This window comes from Bacillus sp. XF8, from assembly GCF_017498755.1.
Lineage (GTDB): Bacteria > Bacillota > Bacilli > Bacillales > Bacillaceae_G > Bacillus_A > Bacillus_A bingmayongensis.
Window position 1 is genome coordinate 42652 of sequence record NZ_JAGDQK010000041.1, and the last position, 19292, is coordinate 61943.

Below are 19292 nucleotides of genomic sequence, written 5' to 3' on the forward strand. Positions count from 1 at the left end.
CTTTATTTTATTCTGTTCACACGGATTTTTTATCTCGAATTCTACCATTGTTAAAATACAGAAAGATAGGCAGCGGAATAACGATAAAACCTAAGCTTTTAATCATTGTATTTTTCGCTTCCTGCTTAACTGTTTCTTTTCTATCTTCTACATTCCGATCATATTCTGCACGAATTTGCTCTTCACTTACCGTTTGTTGTGAATTTTTCTCTTCCACTAATTTCATCTTTTTAAATGAATCATAAGATTCATAGTAAGGAGGTGGACTGATATAATCTGATAGTCCCATAAATATACCGATTCCTCCTCCAATAGATAACATCAGGGTCGCAAATAATACTAAATGTACATATAATTGTCTAAACACTTCTTCCTCCCCCTCTTTTTTCCATTTCATAATTGCTAAGAAAACGAACACTATAATCGCAAGCGGTAAACCTAACATAATGAATGGAATTAGAATCAATATACCTCCACCTCCTTAATTAAATATATTTTTCTCTTATAATTACATGCACTATCCCCTTTACAAATATTCGAATTTAACTAGGTTCCGAAAAGAATTCTCTCACTTCAATCGTGTGAAGGGCGTAGCTCAACGATAAGTGGGAGATGAATTTTCGGTTGGCGTAAGCCAAAGTGTTTGCATTTATCTGATAATTCGTTAAAATCAGTCTATACACATAGAAAGGTTGATAACACAATGAAATTAGATAGTAATAAACATTCAGTCTTTCTTCTGCATTATCATCTTGTACTGGTAGTAAAATACCGCAGACAAGTATTTGATGATGACATATCTAATTATGCAAAAGACATTTTTGTGAGAATAGGACAGTCATATAACATTACACTTGAAGACTGGAATCATGACAAAGACCATGTACATGTAATGTTCAAAGCACATCCTAATAGTGAATTGTCAAAATTTCTAAATGCGTATAAAAGTGCCAGTTCTCGCTTGATAAAACGTGATTTCCCTATTGTTCGTCAGAAACTTTGGAAAGAACTGTTTTGGTCAAGAAGCTTTTGTTTGATTACAACTGGTGGTGCTTCAATTGAAACAGTCAAACAGTATATTGAAAAACAAGGCAGAAAGTAGGTGTAGACAATGTTGAAAGCATACAAATATCGTATCTATCCCACCGACGAACAACGGTTGTTTTTCGCGAAAACATTTGGATGTGTACGTTTTGTATATAACAAGATGCTTGCTGACAGAATCCATTCTTATCAAGAATCCCAAAAGACCATTGATAAGTCCATCGAGTATCCTACTCCTGCACAGTATAAAGCTGAATTCCTATTTCTAAAAGAAGTGGATAGCCTTGCATTGGTTAATGCACAAATGAATCTAAATAAAGCATACGCTAATTTTTTTCGTGATAAATCTGTTGGATTTCCTAAGTTCAAAAGTAAAAAGGACAATTACCGTAGTTATACAACGAATAATCAAAAGGGAACAGTCTACATTGAGAACGGCTATATCAAACTACCCAAATTAAAGACACTCGTACGCATGAAGCAACATAGACAATTTTCTGGCTTGATTAAGTCTGTGACAATTTCCTAAACACCAACCAACAAATATTTTGCTTCTGTTTTAGTAGAGGAAAAAGAACACTCATTTCCAAAACTTGATACAAGAGTAGGTATTGATGTGGGCTTGAAGGACTTTGCAATATTATCTAATGGTACGAAATACGAAAATCCGAAATGGTTGAGAAAAGCTGAAAAAAGACTAGCTTTTTTGCAACGTTCTTTGTCACGCAAAAAGAAAGGGTCAAACAACAGAAACAAAATCAGACTACAAGTAGCTAAACTTCACGAAAAGATTGCGAATCAACGGAATGACTTTCTTCACAAAATAAGTAATGAAATCACAAACGAAAACCAAGTCATTGTGATTGAGGACTTGAAAGTGAAGAACATGCAAAAGAACCACAAGTTAGCCAAAGCAATCAGTGAAGTTTCTTGGGCTAAATTCAGAGAATACCTTAACTACAAAGCAATATGGAGAGGTCGTGATTTGATAATCGCACCAAAGAATTATGCAAGTAGTCAATTATGTTCCTGTTGTGGCTACCGAAACAAAAAAGTCAAAAACCTCAATCTTCGTGAGTGGACTTGTCCAGCGTGTCACGTCCACCATGACAGAGATGTAAATGCAAGTATCAACTTACTAAAATTATCCATGTAATTGGTATTTTCCTTAGGGGTAGGGACTACCCTTATAGCTTGGTAAATATAGATAGCTAACAAAAGTATCTAATTCCCAAGAAGCACCCACTTCAAACAACCCATAAGGGTGTTAAGTGGTGTGTAGTTCACGAAATACATATTATGTAACTACATCTATGCTCTCTTTTTTATTTTTCGTGTAGCAGGGATTCTTTGCAATTTGTTGTATTTCATAGTTATATAGAGAATATATAAAATACATATCTAGGAAGGAAATGATTATGACAGAATTTAAAAATAGATCAGATATACCTGATCAAGAAAAGTGGGATTTAACGGATATTTATAAAACGATTGAAAACTGGGAACTCGATTATCAAAAAATCGAAACATTAACAGAGGATTTAAAAAAATTTAATGGGACTATCCATGATGGTCAAAGCCTACTTGCCTATCTTACGAAAAGTGAAGAAATATCAAGTTTGTTTAATTTAGTATACGCTTATGCAAGACTTCAATCAGACCTTGATACACGTGATACAGAAGCTCAGTCCCTTGTAGATAAAGCGTCGCAGTTACATGTTAAAATAAGTGCTGCTCGTTCCTTCTTCTCACCCTTTTTACTTAGCGTAGACGAGAAAACATTACATTCTTATATAGAAGAGAATGAAGGCTTACAATATTATAAAGAAGACTTATTTGAATTATATCGATATAAGAAACATGTTTTAAATAAGGATAAAGAAGAAATCTTATCTCAAATGGGTGAGGCCCTCTCTTCTCCTCAACATACATATGGAATGCTCAATAACGCAGATATTACATTTGGAGAAGTTACAACCGATAATGGAAATAAAGTAAATTTAACACGCGGTATGTACTCAAAATTAATAAAAGATGAAAACAGAGATAAGAGAAAAGAGGCTTACAAAGCATACTATCAACCATATGTGCAACTAAAAAACTCCATCGCTTCTACTTTAGCAGCGGCTATAAAAAACAATGTTACCATTTCAAAAATTAGAAATTACCCATCAGCTTTAGAAAAATCTCTATTTGGTGATATGGTTCCAAAAGAAGTATATGATAATTTAATTCATACAACTAAAAAGAACATTGCATCTCTACATACATATAATCATTTACGAAAAAAGAAATTACAATTAGATGAATTAAGACAATATGATCTAAATGTTGATTTAGTAAAAGGTGTAAAGCAAGAGATTCCCTATGATGAAGCATTTGAAATCATGCTTACTTCCCTTTCTCCACTCGGTGAAGAATATCTTCAAACGCTTCGAGATTTTAAAGAAAAACGCTATATAGATGTAAGAGAATTACCTGGAAAACGTTCTGGTGCTTATAATTTCGGCGTATATGGTGTTCACCCTTTTATCCTGTTAAATCATAATGACGACTTAAATAGTCTCTTTACACTTACTCATGAGTGTGGGCATGGTATGCATACATATTATTCACATAAGTTTCAGCCGAGAATCTCTGCTCATTATTCAATCTTCGTAGCAGAAGTCGCTTCTACAGTGAATGAGATACTCTTAATCCATCATCTATTAAAAGAAGCAAAAGATATAGACGTACGCAAACATTTAATCAATCACTTTATTGATCAATTTAAAGGAACTTTCTTTACACAAGTTATGTTTGCTGAATTTGAAAAGATTACGCATGAAATGGCGCATCAGGGTAAGCCGCTAAATGCCCAAGCCTTCAATGATGTTTATGAAAAATTATTTAGAGAATACAATGGGGATACACTCGTATTCGATGAAGAAGTAAAATATGGATGGGCTAGGATTCCTCATTTTTACCGACCATTTTACGTTTACAAATACGCTACTGGGTTTGCTTCCGCAATTCAAATTGCAGAACAACTGTTAAGCGGCGATCCTATTGCTCAACAAAATTATATCGAATTCTTAAAAGGCGGAAGTTCAGATTATCCACTCAATCTTTTAAAGAAAACTGGTGTGGATTTAACAACACCACAACCTATTGAAAGTGCATTAGATCGTTTCAGTAAATTGGTTGAAGAATTTTCGGCACTGTAATAAAAAAAGCCTCTCACGCTAGAGGCTTTTTCAAATTCATTTTCCTTCCAATAAATCTTTTGCCATCTTCCGAAATTCCTGATTAAAGGCATCGGTCATTCCGTTTTGGACATTCGAGAAAAGAATGACAAAGATTCGCTTATCCCAATTGAAATTATTAAATACATTCCATCCAGCTAATACACCGTGATTGTGGTAATAATCTGGATAAATATAAAAACTAAATCCATATTTCCTTACAGGTGATACAGTGAACATATCTGATAAACTTTGTTTAGAAAGAAGCTTACCATCCATAATCCCCTCATCTAATCTCTTCATATCTTCCACAGTTGTATACATTTCACCACAACCGTATAACCAGTTCATTCTTAACTTAGGAGCAGATATGAATTCACTATCTTTCTTTGTATAACCTTCTGCGAAAAATATATCTCCAGGTAATTTTGCACCCATACCAGATTCATGCATTCCAACTGGAGTGAAAATATGTTCTTTTACATATTCAGCTAATGGTTGCTTCGAGATTTGTTCTACAATATAAGCAAGTACCATATAATTATAGTCTGTATATTTCCAACCTGTCCCTGCAGGAAATTCAAGATTTTGTGAACCAATCCATGTAACTAATTTTTGGTGTGATGCCGCATCCACCTTTCCTTTCCCTTGCTCTGGTAGTCCGGATGTATGCGTCAATAAGTGCCTCAAAGTAATATTCTTATCCGCTGGGAATGAAGGAATATATTTATTCACATTATCTTCTATATTTAATTTCCCTTTTTCTTTTAACTGCAATATAGAGACCGCTACCACTGTCTTTGTAATCGAACCAATACGATATTTTGTCCTTGGCGTCGCTAAGACTTTATCCTTCATATTTGCATAGCCATACCCTTTTCGCAAAATCACATGATTTTGATCCGTCACAAGTACCGTTCCATTAAATCCTTTTTCTTTTAAATATTGGTCTAATTTTTCTGCCGCAACCTCATAACGGGTGCGCTGCTCTATATTTACTTTTGGCTTATCATTTTCTATTTTACTATTAGAATTTGAAAATGCTTTTAATGTCTGTGTCTTATTTTTATTTGTCTGCATTAACATATATACACTTAAGCAAAAAATTGCGATAATAAAGCAAACGATTAAACATCTCTTAAACATACAGGAGCCCTCTTTTTATTCATTTTATATTGATTATCATTCTCGTCGTTATTCTACCTCTATTCATCTAAAAGAAGACCTTAATTTTTGCTTAATTCTATTGATGGACTAATTTTATTACTGGAAATTAGCATATATTTTAAGCATATCTATCTACATGTTCATCATACGAAATTTCTATCTTCCTACAAAGTCTACACAATAGGAAAGTTATTCAAGGAAAGCTTTCCATATTCGAATTTTTGACCACTTTTTATTGTATTTACTTTCTTATAAAATTTCCAACCTACAATCTGATTCGTCTAACTATAATTTCGTTTTTTTATGTAACATTCATTACGATTAGCATATAAAGGAGGAAATTTATTAGGAAATATTGACAAACGAAATCGACCAGATCTCGAAATGTTCAGTTATCGAACAAATAAAAACAACATAGTTTTTATTAAATATTACGGAAAACAAATTATGATTTTAAAAGGGAAAGAAGCGGAAAAATTTTTAAGTAAAGTACATCAAACAGACAATGAAAAAGAGAGACAACTCATTATGGCCAAGATAACAGGAAATTTCAAAAGAGGAAATGAGCGAATGAAAAATAATGATAAGTATTGAATTCATTTATATGTCATAATACCATTCTTCTAAAACACATCTCATTATACATCATATTTGAAAAAAATTGTCATTTACATTTCTTTTTTAAAAAATTTTTCAATAAACTTATTACTAAAACAAATAGTAATACTATCATACTCCCCCACGCCCACATATACCCTTTTACATCCACAATGAATCCAAAAATAGGCGGGGCTAAAATGATTGCAATTTGATTTAGCGTAAGTGCAAAGCTAACCGTAATTCCCGCTGACCCATTCCTCGATTTTTCGGCAACTTCAACCATGAAAAGACTAAACCATCCAATGCCGAAGAACCCTAATAAACCACTGAACAAAAACAATCCCCATACCGAAAAATTATATATGTTCAATATCAAAATAAAAATTAAAATAAACGAAGCAACTACAGAAATAAATAGTGGTTTCTGGCGGTTACCTTTATAAAAAGAATCACTGACTGCAGCTAAGACAATTCGCCCCAGCATCCCCAAAAATAAAGTGACCGCAAATATCTTTCCAGCCAAAACAGAAGATATAGATTTAGCAGTAATCAAAAAGTTTATAAAATGTCCAATCAACACCATTTGTAATGAAATCATACAAACTCCTGTAAATAAAACAGGATATAATTCCTTGTTACTCATTACCTCTTTTAACTGTTTCCAAAAAGAAATTCCTTTATTATTTAATGCAGGTTCATGATGAACAACAGGCTCCCTATAAAGAACTAAAAACAGTACTCCTCCCGCAATGCATATACTTGAAAGAATATATATCGCGAATGACAAACTAAACTTTACAGAAAGAATCGGAATCAGAGCTCCCGCCACTGCACCGCCTATAGGAATGCCAGCTTGCCTAATTCCCATAGCTAATCCACGATTTTCTTTCGGGAACCATTTTAAAATCACCTTACTCCCCCCTGGTTGTGCGGTACTATAAAAAACTCCAACTATTGCAAGCACAAATAACAATCCAGTAAATCCTTCTACTACATGAATAAATAAAAGAGATCCACCGAGCAATATAGAACTAACTCCGATTAGTAACCTTTCATTATATTGATCAAGCAATCTCCCTACAAAAAGCATACAAAAAAGCGGACCAATATTAACAGCGGTTAACAACAATCCCATTTGCATATCAGTAAGATGATATATCTCCTTCCAAAAAAATGCTAAAGGTCCTACTCCATATGTTATTAGCGTTGCACTTGCTTGCACTGCTGTTGCTAGCATAAGCACAATCCATTTATACGAACTACTACACTTCATGACTTCTTCTTGACTTAACATTTTCATCCCCTCCATACATTTTTATTGTACGAAGATTCAGATATCAAGTAAAATGAGTATTAATGATAAAAGACATCAAAATAATTGATATCTTTAGGAGGAAATCGGATGGATATAAAAGATCTAACTGTTTTTCATGAAGTAGCTAAAGAAGGAAATATCTCGCGCGCGGCTCAAAACTTAAATTATGTACAATCTAACGTGACAATGCGGATTAAGCAATTAGAAAACGAACTAGGGGCACCATTATTTTACCGAAACGGAAAAGGTGTTTCTTTAACTTCAAATGGGGAAATTTTATTAACTAATGCGAAACAGATCATATATTTAATGGAACAATCTATTAAAGCTGTCCAAAACAACGGGGCACAGCCAATGGGGACATTAAAGATCGGCTCTACAGAATCTACAACTGCAATCCGTCTCCCTTCTATACTGACATCGTATTATGAAATGTATCCTGAAGTAGAATTCATTTTAGAAACTCATTCAACAGAAAAATTAATTGAACTTGTTTTAGAACGAAGGCTTGAAGGTGCGTTCATAGCTGGCAATATTCATCATCCTGACCTCAATTCCATCTTGTTTCAAGAGGAAGAATTAGTACTCATTAGTAAACTACCTCTATCTTCTTTCGATGATTTAGGAAAAATGAATTTATTGGCCTTTAGCCAAGGCTGTTACTATCGTAGCTTATTAGAAAAATGGCTTCATGAAAAAGGAATTTATCCAAAGCGAATATTAGAATTTGGAACAATTGAAGCTATACTTGCTTGTGTAAAGTCAGGTATGGGTACTGCGATCATGATAAAGTCTATCGTACAAGATCACGAACACTCCTTAGTATTAACTCCTTTACCCAAAAGCTTTTCAAAAGTCCCTACTACTTTTATCGTCCAAAAAGATATTTTTTATTCAGGAGCCTTACGCAAGCTCATCGACATGATAGCAAGTACGTCATACATAATAAAATAACCCTTCCATCCGTACAGGAATTTTTTCCTTTTCTCACTGATGATTAGCAAGGTTAATGAAGCTGTTACTTGCAGCCCACCTCGGAAACTAAAAGGCTTCTTTACAAACTTATCGAGAAGGTTTAAGTAGGCAAATCATTGTTACAGACAAAACTAGTTTTCATAGAATGATAAAGTCTGAAAAACAGCTGAGTTTTCAGCTATTTTTTATATTAATCATCACTAACCTGCTTTTCCAATGGCAAAACTAATCACTAATATTGTAAAAACATCTCAATATTCCGTCAATACTATAGATACAATAATCTTTCTCCAGCCCCCTTGGAGTTTAAAGCCGAGCAGTTAGCTTTTGCTAGCTGCTCTTTTGTTGTACAAAAACAACATCTATAGCAAAATCTCCCCTAATATTTTTGGCTAAGAAACTTTGAATTTCTTAAGCAAATAGTTGCAATTCATCAATTACAGAAATAAATATATAAAAACGCCATCCTTTCCTATAATTCTACAGAAAGGATAGCGTTTTTTCTCATTGTGAGATATTTATTTTTTTGCTTGATAGCAATATGTTGTATCCTCTAAGGAACTTCTTCCTGTTCTTTGCTACAAGGTCAGTTAGATTCAACCTTTTGGGATACTGTCATTCCGAGTTGCAATAGCCCATGTCCTTCTTCTAGTCTGCTGTATCCCAGCGACACAGTATGCTGTATTAAAACTTCAAATAATTCTGGCTCGGTAATTGTCTGATTATTCTCAGCTTCATATTGTTGAATTAATAAAGCAATGGATCCGGATACATGTGGTGCCGCCATAGACGTACCGGACAGTACAGCATACTGATTTGTCGGGTACGTAGAAAGAATCTTTTCCCCTGGAGCTAACAAATCAATGGCATCATTTGTATTACTAAAACGGGATAAGCGTTTTTCAAGATTTATCGAACCAACCTCTACCACCTCTTGATAAGCACCGGGATAGCTATATTCACTTGTCCCACCATCCCCATCTCCTTCATTTCCGGCTGCACATACTACAACAATATTCTTCTCAACCGCCTTTTGAATGGCTTTATGCAACTCGGGATTATCCTCTGGACCTCCCAATGACATAGAAATCACTCGAACACTTTCTCCTTTAGCCCCTTTCCATGTTGTTGCATATTGAATGGCCTGTGTAATAGATTCTATGGTTCCTTCCCCTGTACCAGTCAGTACTTTCAGAACAAGTAATTTCGCTTTAGGTGCGACTCCTACCACACCCTTATCATCTTCAGCGGCAGCAATCGTACCGCAGACATGCGTTCCATGACCATTGTTATCTAAGAACACATGAGGATCTCCCCCATAGTCTTCTGTAAAGTTATAACCTCCAATAATCCGTTCTTGTAAATCCGGGTGGTCAGTTTGGCAGCCAGTATCAATAACTGCAACAACCACCTCTTCCCCCTGATACCCTTTTGCCCAAATAGACTCAGCTTCGATTAAGCGGACCCCGGGAGGAACTTCTTTTGTACGATCCTTAACCTCTTCCAATTTGTAAGGGATTAACTTGAACTTTGACATGTCTATCCTCTCCTTTTTGGGATTTTTTAGGTTATGAATCTCCATATGCATAAATCTTTAAAGTTTATTTTATATTCTACATCTATCTATAATTTACCTTGTTAATTTTCAACTTTTAAATAATTTAATTTCACTTGATTCTAATCAACTCTTATCCTTATTCTTTGCAAACATACTAGAATACTATAGTGGGAGCTTATCCTACTACTAGGATTCCTATCATATATCCATCAAGCTAGTGAAAAAACGCCTCCAAAATTGTACCGTATACTTTTTTCCCTTTTATTTGAATTTATTTTACACTTCTTGAAACAGGTACTCCTTTTACCTATTTCTTCCATTCGCGATTCTGTTAACTAGAAAAGAGGGGTGATGATTTGGTTCCCTTTTTGTTTGTTAGAAGGTGAAAGTATAAAGTTAGAGTTTACTGATATCATTTAGATTGATACATATCTATTCCTTCTTCTTCCTCGACTGGTAATGAAATCTAATTCACCTCTTGAACATATGAACGACACATATAAAGTGTATCATTCCATTAGAAAATCACATTTTATTTCATTGAATGTATAACACGATACATGTACATTTTTCTCTTTCTATTTCATTACAAAATAATTGTATTATTACTAGTATTTCTATTTCTTTACTAATGTTTTAAAGCCTAATAACATATTGGAAAATTCACTTTCGTTCCTTCTAAAATAGATATTGTTATTACAACCAGGGGGTGAAAACATGATAGATAAAAAACGTGAATTGTGGCTTGATTCAGCAAAAGGATTTGCGCTAATCCTTGTTGTTGCTGGACATGCTTACAATCATAATAGCCTTATAACCTATATCTATTGGTTTCATATGCCTGCCTTTTTTTTGTTTAGCGGTTATGTATCTAAGCCGGCAGAACAATGGTCACAAGTTGGACCTTATCTAAAAAGAAGAGCGCATGGTCTTCTCATTCCTTATATAACGTACTTAGGTCTCTTCACAATCATTCGCTATGCAGAAGAGCTAATCCAAGGGAATATTTCTTTAAGTTGGTATATAGAAGACATTGGAAAGGTACTATTTGGCGGAAGATTTATTACAAGTTATTACGGAGTATTTTGGTTTATAACTTGTCTGTTCTTTACACAAGTATTATTCCTTATTATATTTCTTATTTTTAAAAGAACAAAAACCCGCTTGTTATTCATTATCTTCTTATATATAGTGTCACATATTGAAGGAAGTTATATCTACACATTAGGCGGCTTAGAGCCTTCTCTACATGTATGGATTCCTTGGAATATGGATGTGTCTATGCTTGCCCTTGTATATTATAGTATTGGTTATTATGTTAAACCGTATATAAAACAAATTCCTTCTGCACTTACAGGGCTCTGTATCCTATTGATAATTGGATTTATTACGATTCAGGAACTGAATCTGATGGATTATCATTTAAGTATGAAATATGTATCATATGAACACTATGGTTTGGATATAGTGATTCCACTAGTAATGACTTTTGCATATTGCGGGATATTTCAGCTGATGAAATCCGAAAAAATTCTATCGCTTTTTTCTCTTATTAATAATAAAAGCATGGCTATCATGTATATGCACATAGGAGTTAATAAAATTCTTCTTCAATTTATAGATTATGGAAATGTAATCTATACAATTGTAGGAGTAACAGTACCCCTTTTCGTTACCATATTTGTTCTAGAGAAGAAAGATAAAGTTAGGAATCTCTTCTTAGTCATTATACAAAGGCGTAGTGAATTAAGACGTTCTAAAGGGATGAGAACAGAATAAGTAATGGACCAGAAAAAAATGATAAAAACAACAGTATATAAACAAGTTGCAGCATTGAAGTGATTAGATATGTTTTATAATTATTGTAGATATAGATCCTATAGATGATTTTATAGCAAAACTGCCTTTAGATTTAAGACTATTATTGATGCTCGATGGATTTTTTATTGAACATAGTGAATCTAAATCTTTATTTTATGAGATAGGTAGATAGAAGGAAGAATATAATAGTATCAATAAAATTCAGCCTAATACATTTCTCAAATTTAATAACCAATATAAAGATAAAAGGTATACCAAATAAATGGTATACCTTTTAATCATATTTCTCTTTATTTTTCTTTTAGAACACTATGTAATCGATCTGGATAATTTGTAAACATGCCTGTAGCGCCCCATCCAATTAAAAGTCTCATATCTTCTTTCTCATTGATTGTATAAGGATGGATTAACAAACCATTCTCCCTCGCCTTTTTCATATACGGTTCATTAATAATTAATTCTCCATTATCATTACGTAAATTTGGTCCAATACCAATCGCGTACTCTTTAATAGTTTGGAAATCTTGATTTGTTACGCTTTTAGGAGCATGAGTAACCCCTGACCATTCAATAATCTCATTGTTTTCATTTGGATAATACCAAAGCAGTTGCACTAATGGAATATTTTGATTCATACTATGAATCTTTTTTAAACTTTCTTGACTAAATGATTGAATCATAACACGACTTGAAGACATATTTTGACCAACTAAATTATATTTTTCAAGCAATCCTAATAGTTTTTCTTCCATTCCCGGATACACATCGGGAGATTTTGTTTCAATATAATATTTCATACTTCTTCCATACTTTTGAAATATTTCTTCAAGTGTTGGAACTTTTTGTCCTACATATTCTTGCTTCGCCTTCTCGGGGTAAGCCTCATTGAACCAAGATCCCGCATCTAAACTTTTTATCTCACTTAACGTTTTGTCCCGCACTTCACCTGTCCCATTTGTAGTTCGGTCGACTGAAGTATCATGCATTGCAATCAATTGACCATCTTTTGTTAATTGGATATCTAATTCTAAATAATCCGCTTTCATTTTTTTCACAAGATCATACGAAGCAAAAGTATGCTCAGGAGCATGTCCACTTGCTCCTCGATGAGCAATATTAAAAAACTTATTCGTATTGAATTCATGCTTCTTTTCTGTTTTCGCATCAACTGTTCCCCCGTAAAAAAAACTACCTACTGTAAAGAAAATAAACAAGAAACTTATTATCTTTTTCATGATTTTAAATCCTTCTCCCGAGTTGTAAATTTCAACAAGTTAATGAGATTTACACGAAATAGAAGAATACCCTAAATATTATTATAAGCCTCTAATAAAATTGCAATCTTACAAATAAAATGTAATCTATGTTTCTATCTGTCATTCCCTTCCTCATTGTATAACTAACCAATTATGAAGCATTCTCTACTGTGTTCCCGTACTTCAACAAAAAAGCCATAAAACGTTTCAGAATACATTTGTATTCACAAACAGTTTTATGGCTTGTCTCAAATATCTCCGGCCTTCTATTAACTTGCTGGATTTAATCATAACAAATCTTATAAACTTTGTGAATATTTTTTGTTATATTAATTATAATAAAATGATATTCTATTATAGTAATTAATATGAACTACAAATAAAAACAGATAGAAAATTATAACAACTCATCAGTTACTATCCGCTTATTTATTTTTATCTTCCTTACTACAATTATGAAACGTATTAAATAGATGATCCATTATCTATCTTTCCCTTTTATATATGCTAAAATTGGTATAATACGCATTTAAAATTATTTTGTATTCAAAGATGTGTTACATAGTATGCAATTTAATACCTCTTCAAGTACGAGATCCGGTGTTAAAACAACCTCTTTTGTCTGCCAGCCAATAAATCCATCTGGCCTTACTAATATTGCCCCTTCTGGATTAATTCCATATAGTGTTACAAAAGTGTTATCCTGATCAATAAAATCCCCTTTTTGAGAAACCCGATACACTTCAATGCTGATCCCTAAATGAGATGCAGCCGTACGTGCAGCACTTGACCAAGAATCATGTTCTGACCCAGTAAATAACACAAAACCTCTACCCAATAAATCAAGTATCGAAATTCGCTTTCCTTTATAAGTCCCCCACATATGCGGAGCGCGTGTTCCCGGTCTTCCCTTGAGCTCTAAAATGTCCATTCTGTGTGGAGTCCCATCTTGATCTATTACTGCTGCAGAACGGTACTTATACCCTACAGTAACAGCTAAACTATCCTTATTATTCAAATCTGCTTGTTTATTCATAGCACGGAGTAATATGCTGCTTGCGTAACCCGTGGTTAATTGTACAACTGGATGCCTCTCCTCATGATAAGTATCCAGTAATCTTGGATTCGCTTGACCATGTATAACAGCCGCTAATTTCCAAGCTAAATTATGAGCATCCTGAACACCTGTATTTGAACCATAGCCTCCTGTGGGCGGCATAAGATGAGCTGCATCACCAACTAAGAAAACACGATTATCTTGAAAACGTTCAGCTGTACTTTCTGTCGCTTCCCAAGGTGAAATACTTAATATTTTCACATCAAGATTTGACTTCCCAATGGCTGTTTGAATAATTTGTTGGCAATGCTCTATAGAAAAGTCTTCAGGTGTCTTCCCTTTTGAAGGATTATAGGCTACATGATAAATCCAACGATCCCCATTATTGACTGGAATAAGCGCACCTAAAACCTCAGGGTGTGAAATCATCGTGAAACCAAAGGCATCCCCTTTTATGAAATCACTCAAATCTGCTTTAAAGTAGATGTTTATATAATGGCCTCCTATCGTACCACGACCAGTCGTTGGAATACCTGAATGTTTACGTATCGAACTTTTCGCTCCATCTGCTCCAATTAAATAATTACTATGAATAATTTGTTCCTGTTCCGTCTCATGATTTCGCACAATAGCCGTTACTCCCTTTTCGTCCTGCTTGTAAGAAACAAGTTCATGATTAAACCACATCTTTCCACCTAATCGCCTAGCCTCTAGCAGTAACATCGGTTCTAAAGTAATTTGGTAACAAGCAGTCGTCTTTGATGGACTAATCTTTCTAATCAGCTCGGACAAACTTTCATCATTTTCATTTTGAACCATCTTTATCCTTGTTAATTCTTCATAGTCTGCTTCAGCGATTGTATTTACACTAATCCTTCCACGACAGTTCTCCAGCACCTTTCCAGCAGCACGAATATCCTTTTCTAAACCTAATTCTCGAAATAATTCCATCGTGCGAAAGGTAATCCCTCCTGCTTTTGGGTGAATGGCAGTAGTTGGATGTCTTTCAATAAGTAAATAATCAACTTTATGCTTTGCAAGAAATAATGCTGAGGTTAACCCTGTTAAACCTCCTCCAATAATTAAAACCGGAACATGAATGGATCTCATGTGTATTGCTCCTTTCATATAAAACGCACATAATTTTTACTGAGCTCAGTGGTTTAACTATAATAAGAAAATTCAGAAAAATATAGACTTATTTTTCAAAATCATTTATCATATAGATAGAGTACGCCCCAAAATACATATGGGATCTATATGATGAATTTCTTTATATAAAATAAAGCGTAGTTCAAAACTATATACTATTAACTTGAAAATTAAACTAACTATAAAAACAGAAAAAAGCCACACTCATTATAAATGAGCGCGGCTTTTTCTGTTCTTAATACCCCATCCCTATATGTAATTGATTGTTCATAAGCATTGTTTCACCAAATATAAATCTACATTTTATTATCAATCTTTTTATGATGAGCCGTAAAGTTTGCAATTCCTGAAAATTTATCCAACATTCACAAGCAGTAAAAATCCCACTGATTAATGTTTCACTTTATCTAAAGGTTCTATATCTCAACTTGCCGTCTTAATGCTTCAACACGGACTAAAGAAATTTACATAATGAAAAACATTTACGTTTTGGTTCTATGAATAAAAATGTTACTATATATACCAGAACTATTTGAATAAAACACAACTACTGATGCGCTTTTATTATTCCATTGACTAAAGATGTAACATACATATCTACAAGTACATCACAAAAATGAAGGACAAAGATACAACAATTTTAAATTCTCCCTTCTGTCTACAAATAAAATGGAGAATATTATGAAATACTTTTTATATTATGCTTTAAAAACTAGAATGAAAAAGAAAAGGAGATCCAATGGAAAACAAAAAAGAAACTAAAGAAACCGGATGGAACTTGGACAATAGTTATTCCCGTCTGCCGGAGTCATTTTTTTCTACCCTTAGCCCAAACCCTGTAGCCTTACCAAAATTAGTCATTCTCAATCAGCCTGTGGTAACATCCCTAGGGTTAAACATTAAGGAACTACAAAGCGAAGATGGAGTAGCGGTTCTTGCTGGAAACCGAATTCCCGAAGGTTCTATCCCTCTTGCTCAAGCTTATGCAGGGCATCAATTCGGACATTTCAACAGGCTAGGAGACGGCCGTGCGCTGCTAATCGGCGAACAGATTACTCCTTCAGGTGAACGATTTGATATTCAATTAAAAGGCTCTGGTAGAACACCATACTCCCGCCGTGGAGATGGCCGTGCCGCACTTGGACCAATGTTACGCGAATATATTATCAGCGAAGCGATGCACGCGCTCGGTATTCCTACTACCCGCAGTCTAGCTGTAGTATCAACAGGTGAGTCAATCATACGCGAAACTGCCTTGCCAGGTGCAATTTTGACACGTGTAGCCAGCAGTCATATACGCGTTGGCACATTTCAATACGCAGCAGCAAGCGGTTCAGTTGTGGATCTTAAAGCTTTAGCTGATTATACGATTAAGCGTCATTTTCCAGCTATTCAATCAGATGAAACCCCATATTTAGCACTACTTCAAGAAGTGATGAAGCGACAAGCAAGCCTAATTGCAAAATGGCAACTCGTCGGCTTTATTCACGGAGTGATGAATACCGACAACATGACCATTAGCGGAGAAACCATCGATTACGGTCCTTGCGCCTTTATGGACGAATACGATCCAGCAACTGTATTCAGTTCCATTGATACGCAAGGCCGATATGCCTATGGTAACCAACCATATATTGGTGTATGGAATCTCGCACGATTTGCTGAAACTCTATTACCATTGCTACATGAAGACGAGGAACAAGCTGTCAAGCTAGCCCAAGATGCGATTTCAGATTTCGGTGCACAGTATGAAAATAATTGGCTCGCTGGAATGAAGGCAAAACTAGGTATATTTAACGAAGAGGCACAAGATAGACCCCTTATTGACGAACTCCTGGGTATCATGGAGAAGTATCGCGCGGACTATACCAATACATTCCGTGCATTAACTCTTGATACGCCTGAGGATACCGATTTGTTTAGAAGCTCTGAATTTACTCAGTGGAAGAAAAAATGGCAGGAGAGACTAGACAGACAGCAGGAATCGAAATCCTCTTCTCATCAACTGATGAGGAACAACAATCCTGCGATAATTCCACGAAACCACCGTGTAGAAGAGGCATTAGAGGCCGCAGTAAAACAAGGGGATTACAGCGTGATGGAACGACTGCTTGCGGTTCTTTCAAACCCTTACGCTCACTCTCCTGAACAGTCTGAGTACTGCACACTACCGGCGCCATCATCCCGCCCTTATCGAACTTTTTGTGGTACGTAAGAAAGAATTAAGTTAACACCTTCTCATGATTCACTATTTTTACAATATAACGCTACTCCTTTACCTGATGGAGTAGCATTTTTTCTAATATAATTCAGTTACAAAATAAACCGTTCTTTTAGGCATAATGAATCTAGAGGCCCCTTGCTGTGAATTTTGAATAAAGTTTAATCAAAATATCACTTGAACGCACATTATACTTAATTGTTTTTTTTACCTTTTAAAACACTTACAGGGGTCACAACACATACATGCCCATCAGCCTAAACTTCTTAACAGGAGCAGTATATATATCTTGAATAAAAACATTGAGTATTGCTTTGAAAATCCATTCAGAATCCTATGATACCTTTTATATGATCCCGTAGTGTATAAGATTGAATTCAGGTAATATAAATAATGAATGTTGGAATTGAGAAATGAGGTGAATTCTAGTGAAAAAGTTCGTCGTATCTTTTTTATATACTTTATTAAGTTTAGTAATTTCAATGAATATACTTCAACTATACTATGGTACAGATATTTTTGAAGGAGAAACCTTTATTAATATAATACGAATAACAGTTGTTGTTGGAATTCCTATAGTTTTATTTGGGTGTATTATTGGCGAGATACTGTTTAAATATTTTATTTTACCCATTAAACTCAATTTTATCATTTCTTTATGGTTATATATTCTTTTGGGAGCAGAAATTGTTTTTATATTTGAAATGATATCTGGAGGAGTTCCAACGGTATATGAAAATTTACGTATTGTTGAAATGATGTATTATATGGGATTGGCTATTATTTGCTCTGTTACTTTTTTCATAAGAAGGACTATATATGAATGAAGTTTGAAAAAAAGAAAATAAGGATGCTATTTTGTTAGTAAAGAGTCAATGTACTAACAAAATAGTACCTTCATCAAGCTAAAGCGAATTTGTATCCATAAAACGAAAAAACGCTATTCTTTTTGTAGAAATATGCAGAAAGGATGGCATTTTTTATACTTGGGTATAGTGAATATTTTTGAATTGATGGGCATGTGACGCTACCCCATCACAATCAAGCTAAGAAAAGCAAATACCCCCAAAACGCAAAAATGAGCTGAATTCTCAAAATAACTAACTATAGAGAAAGAAAATTTCAATTTATGGGGGAGACTTCAAAACCGTAGCTTGATAGCGATGGGACAGCCCAATGTGGTAGACCTTTTTTCATTTTGCTTATTCGTGATTAAATTTTTTATTGGCAATCCAATAATACGTTGCAGAGAATATTAGTACAATCCAAACAAGCGTTACTAGTACGTTATCTATTACTTTTGAATTTACTGATCCTGTGATTAAGACTTCCATTGCATGTTTGCTCATACTTGCTGAATTTACAAAATCTATAACTGGATTTAAACCTACAATTATTTTGCAACCTAAAAGGAAAACAATTGAAATTAATGCGATAATACCCTGACTGTTAAAAATAGTACTAATCATCGTTGTAAAAGATACGATAAAAAATACCCATACAAGATAAAATAATAGTGCAGTAATCACATGTGAAAATGGAACATTTGTAAAAAGATAATTTACATATAGATAAGAAGCAAAGTATCCAATTGCTACACTAAAAGCTGCTATCAAATAATTTGATACAATTTTTCCAAATATATACGAAATAACAGTAACAGGTCGTGTTAAAATAAAGGCCAGCATACCATTTTCTTTATCTATTTGAATAATACCCATCATTGAGATTGCAAGAATCATAAGTCCGAGCTGATCAAATTGAGATCCTAACGTACTAGCTAGTACTTCTCCACCTTTTTGAGCTGTCATGCTCGGATCAATTATAATACCCTGACTACCGCCTAATGCTCCCAAAATTGAAGGCAAGTAATGAGTTACTATAGGTTGAGTTATCCCTAAA

The 19292-nt window shown here is 34.2% G+C and carries 14 protein-coding genes and 1 pseudogene; 8 read left to right on the forward strand and 7 right to left on the reverse strand.

Translation table 11 applies throughout. The features are described 5' to 3' along the window. Positions 1-16 precede the first annotated feature (16 nt). A complete protein-coding gene (locus J4P91_RS23020) occupies positions 17-466 on the reverse strand; it encodes a hypothetical protein (RefSeq protein WP_207995963.1) in 450 nt (149 codons plus the stop codon). Between the two features lie 237 nt (positions 467-703). Between J4P91_RS23020 and tnpA the strand changes: the two genes are divergently transcribed. The 3 genes and pseudogenes from tnpA to pepF all read left to right on the forward strand — a co-directional run bounded on the left by tnpA (position 704) and on the right by pepF (position 4250). Continuing rightward, positions 704-1102, forward strand: coding sequence for an IS200/IS605 family transposase (gene tnpA / locus J4P91_RS23025; protein ID WP_207995964.1), 399 nt, complete (start codon positions 704-706; stop codon positions 1100-1102). Positions 1103-1111: 9 nt separating this feature from the next. Then, positions 1112-2200, forward strand: a pseudogene (tnpB, locus tag J4P91_RS23030) (IS200/IS605 family element RNA-guided endonuclease TnpB). Positions 2201-2462: 262 nt separating this feature from the next. After that, positions 2463-4250 (forward strand): oligoendopeptidase F, encoded by a 1788-nt coding sequence (gene pepF / locus J4P91_RS23035; RefSeq protein ID WP_207995965.1) that lies wholly within the window; start codon positions 2463-2465, stop codon positions 4248-4250. Positions 4251-4286: 36 nt separating this feature from the next. On the opposite strand, the gene J4P91_RS23040 is transcribed toward pepF, so the two are convergent. Further along, a complete protein-coding gene (locus tag J4P91_RS23040) occupies positions 4287-5414 on the reverse strand; it encodes a serine hydrolase domain-containing protein (RefSeq protein WP_207995966.1) in 1128 nt (375 codons plus the stop codon). 405 nt (positions 5415-5819) lie between these two features. Between J4P91_RS23040 and J4P91_RS23045 the strand changes: the two genes are divergently transcribed. Then, positions 5820-6029, forward strand: a complete 210-nt coding sequence (locus tag J4P91_RS23045) for a hypothetical protein (protein ID WP_207995967.1) — start codon at positions 5820-5822, stop codon at positions 6027-6029. A gap of 70 nt (positions 6030-6099) precedes the next feature. Here the strand turns inward: J4P91_RS23045 and J4P91_RS23050 are convergent, their stop codons facing one another. After that, a complete protein-coding gene (locus J4P91_RS23050; RefSeq protein WP_207995968.1) occupies positions 6100-7329 on the reverse strand; it encodes an MFS transporter in 1230 nt (409 codons plus the stop codon). A gap of 108 nt (positions 7330-7437) precedes the next feature. Here J4P91_RS23050 and J4P91_RS23055 point away from each other — a divergent pair, with 108 nt between their 5' ends. Next, positions 7438-8304 (forward strand): LysR family transcriptional regulator, encoded by an 867-nt coding sequence (locus J4P91_RS23055; protein WP_207995969.1) that lies wholly within the window; start codon positions 7438-7440, stop codon positions 8302-8304. A 607-nt stretch (positions 8305-8911) separates the two neighbouring features. On the opposite strand, the gene J4P91_RS23060 is transcribed toward J4P91_RS23055, so the two are convergent. Then, on the reverse strand, positions 8912-9862 hold the full coding sequence (locus J4P91_RS23060; protein ID WP_017151565.1) for a S8 family peptidase: 951 nt from the start codon (positions 9860-9862) through the stop codon (positions 8912-8914). 738 nt (positions 9863-10600) lie between these two features. On the opposite strand from J4P91_RS23060, the gene J4P91_RS23065 reads away from it, so the two are divergent. Then, complete coding sequence (locus tag J4P91_RS23065) at positions 10601-11662, forward strand: acyltransferase family protein (RefSeq protein ID WP_207995970.1); 1062 nt, start codon at positions 10601-10603, stop codon at positions 11660-11662. Positions 11663-11994: 332 nt separating this feature from the next. Here J4P91_RS23065 and J4P91_RS23070 read toward each other — a convergent pair whose 3' ends face one another. Both J4P91_RS23070 and J4P91_RS23075 read right to left on the reverse strand, forming a co-directional pair. Next, positions 11995-12939, reverse strand: a complete 945-nt coding sequence (locus tag J4P91_RS23070) for a glycerophosphodiester phosphodiesterase (protein ID WP_207995971.1) — start codon at positions 12937-12939, stop codon at positions 11995-11997. A gap of 556 nt (positions 12940-13495) precedes the next feature. Then, on the reverse strand, positions 13496-15127 hold the full coding sequence (locus tag J4P91_RS23075) for an FAD-dependent oxidoreductase (RefSeq protein ID WP_207995972.1): 1632 nt from the start codon (positions 15125-15127) through the stop codon (positions 13496-13498). A gap of 781 nt (positions 15128-15908) precedes the next feature. Here J4P91_RS23075 and J4P91_RS23080 point away from each other — a divergent pair. Continuing rightward, on the forward strand, positions 15909-17384 hold the full coding sequence (locus J4P91_RS23080) for a protein adenylyltransferase SelO (protein WP_207995973.1): 1476 nt from the start codon (positions 15909-15911) through the stop codon (positions 17382-17384). A 434-nt stretch (positions 17385-17818) separates the two neighbouring features. Further along, a complete protein-coding gene (locus J4P91_RS23085) occupies positions 17819-18217 on the forward strand; it encodes a hypothetical protein (RefSeq protein WP_207995974.1) in 399 nt (132 codons plus the stop codon). A 375-nt stretch (positions 18218-18592) separates the two neighbouring features. Here J4P91_RS23085 and J4P91_RS23090 read toward each other — a convergent pair. After that, the coding region (locus J4P91_RS23090) for an ABC transporter permease (RefSeq protein WP_207995975.1) at positions 18593-19292 on the reverse strand (700 nt) is incomplete at its 5' end.

Coding starts and splice junctions, on each gene's coding strand:
- tnpA (WP_207995964.1), top strand. CDS start 704: ATGAAATTAGATAGTAATAAACATTCAGTCTTTCTTCTGCATTATCAT.
- pepF (WP_207995965.1), top strand. CDS start 2,463: ATGACAGAATTTAAAAATAGATCAGATATACCTGATCAAGAAAAGTGG.
- J4P91_RS23040 (WP_207995966.1), bottom strand. CDS start 5,414: ATGTTTAAGAGATGTTTAATCGTTTGCTTTATTATCGCAATTTTTTGC.
- J4P91_RS23045 (WP_207995967.1), top strand. CDS start 5,820: ATGTTCAGTTATCGAACAAATAAAAACAACATAGTTTTTATTAAATAT.
- J4P91_RS23050 (WP_207995968.1), bottom strand. CDS start 7,329: ATGTTAAGTCAAGAAGAAGTCATGAAGTGTAGTAGTTCGTATAAATGG.
- J4P91_RS23055 (WP_207995969.1), top strand. CDS start 7,438: ATGGATATAAAAGATCTAACTGTTTTTCATGAAGTAGCTAAAGAAGGA.
- J4P91_RS23060 (WP_017151565.1), bottom strand. CDS start 9,862: ATGTCAAAGTTCAAGTTAATCCCTTACAAATTGGAAGAGGTTAAGGAT.
- J4P91_RS23065 (WP_207995970.1), top strand. CDS start 10,601: ATGATAGATAAAAAACGTGAATTGTGGCTTGATTCAGCAAAAGGATTT.
- J4P91_RS23070 (WP_207995971.1), bottom strand. CDS start 12,939: ATGAAAAAGATAATAAGTTTCTTGTTTATTTTCTTTACAGTAGGTAGT.
- J4P91_RS23075 (WP_207995972.1), bottom strand. CDS start 15,127: ATGAGATCCATTCATGTTCCGGTTTTAATTATTGGAGGAGGTTTAACA.
- J4P91_RS23080 (WP_207995973.1), top strand. CDS start 15,909: ATGGAAAACAAAAAAGAAACTAAAGAAACCGGATGGAACTTGGACAAT.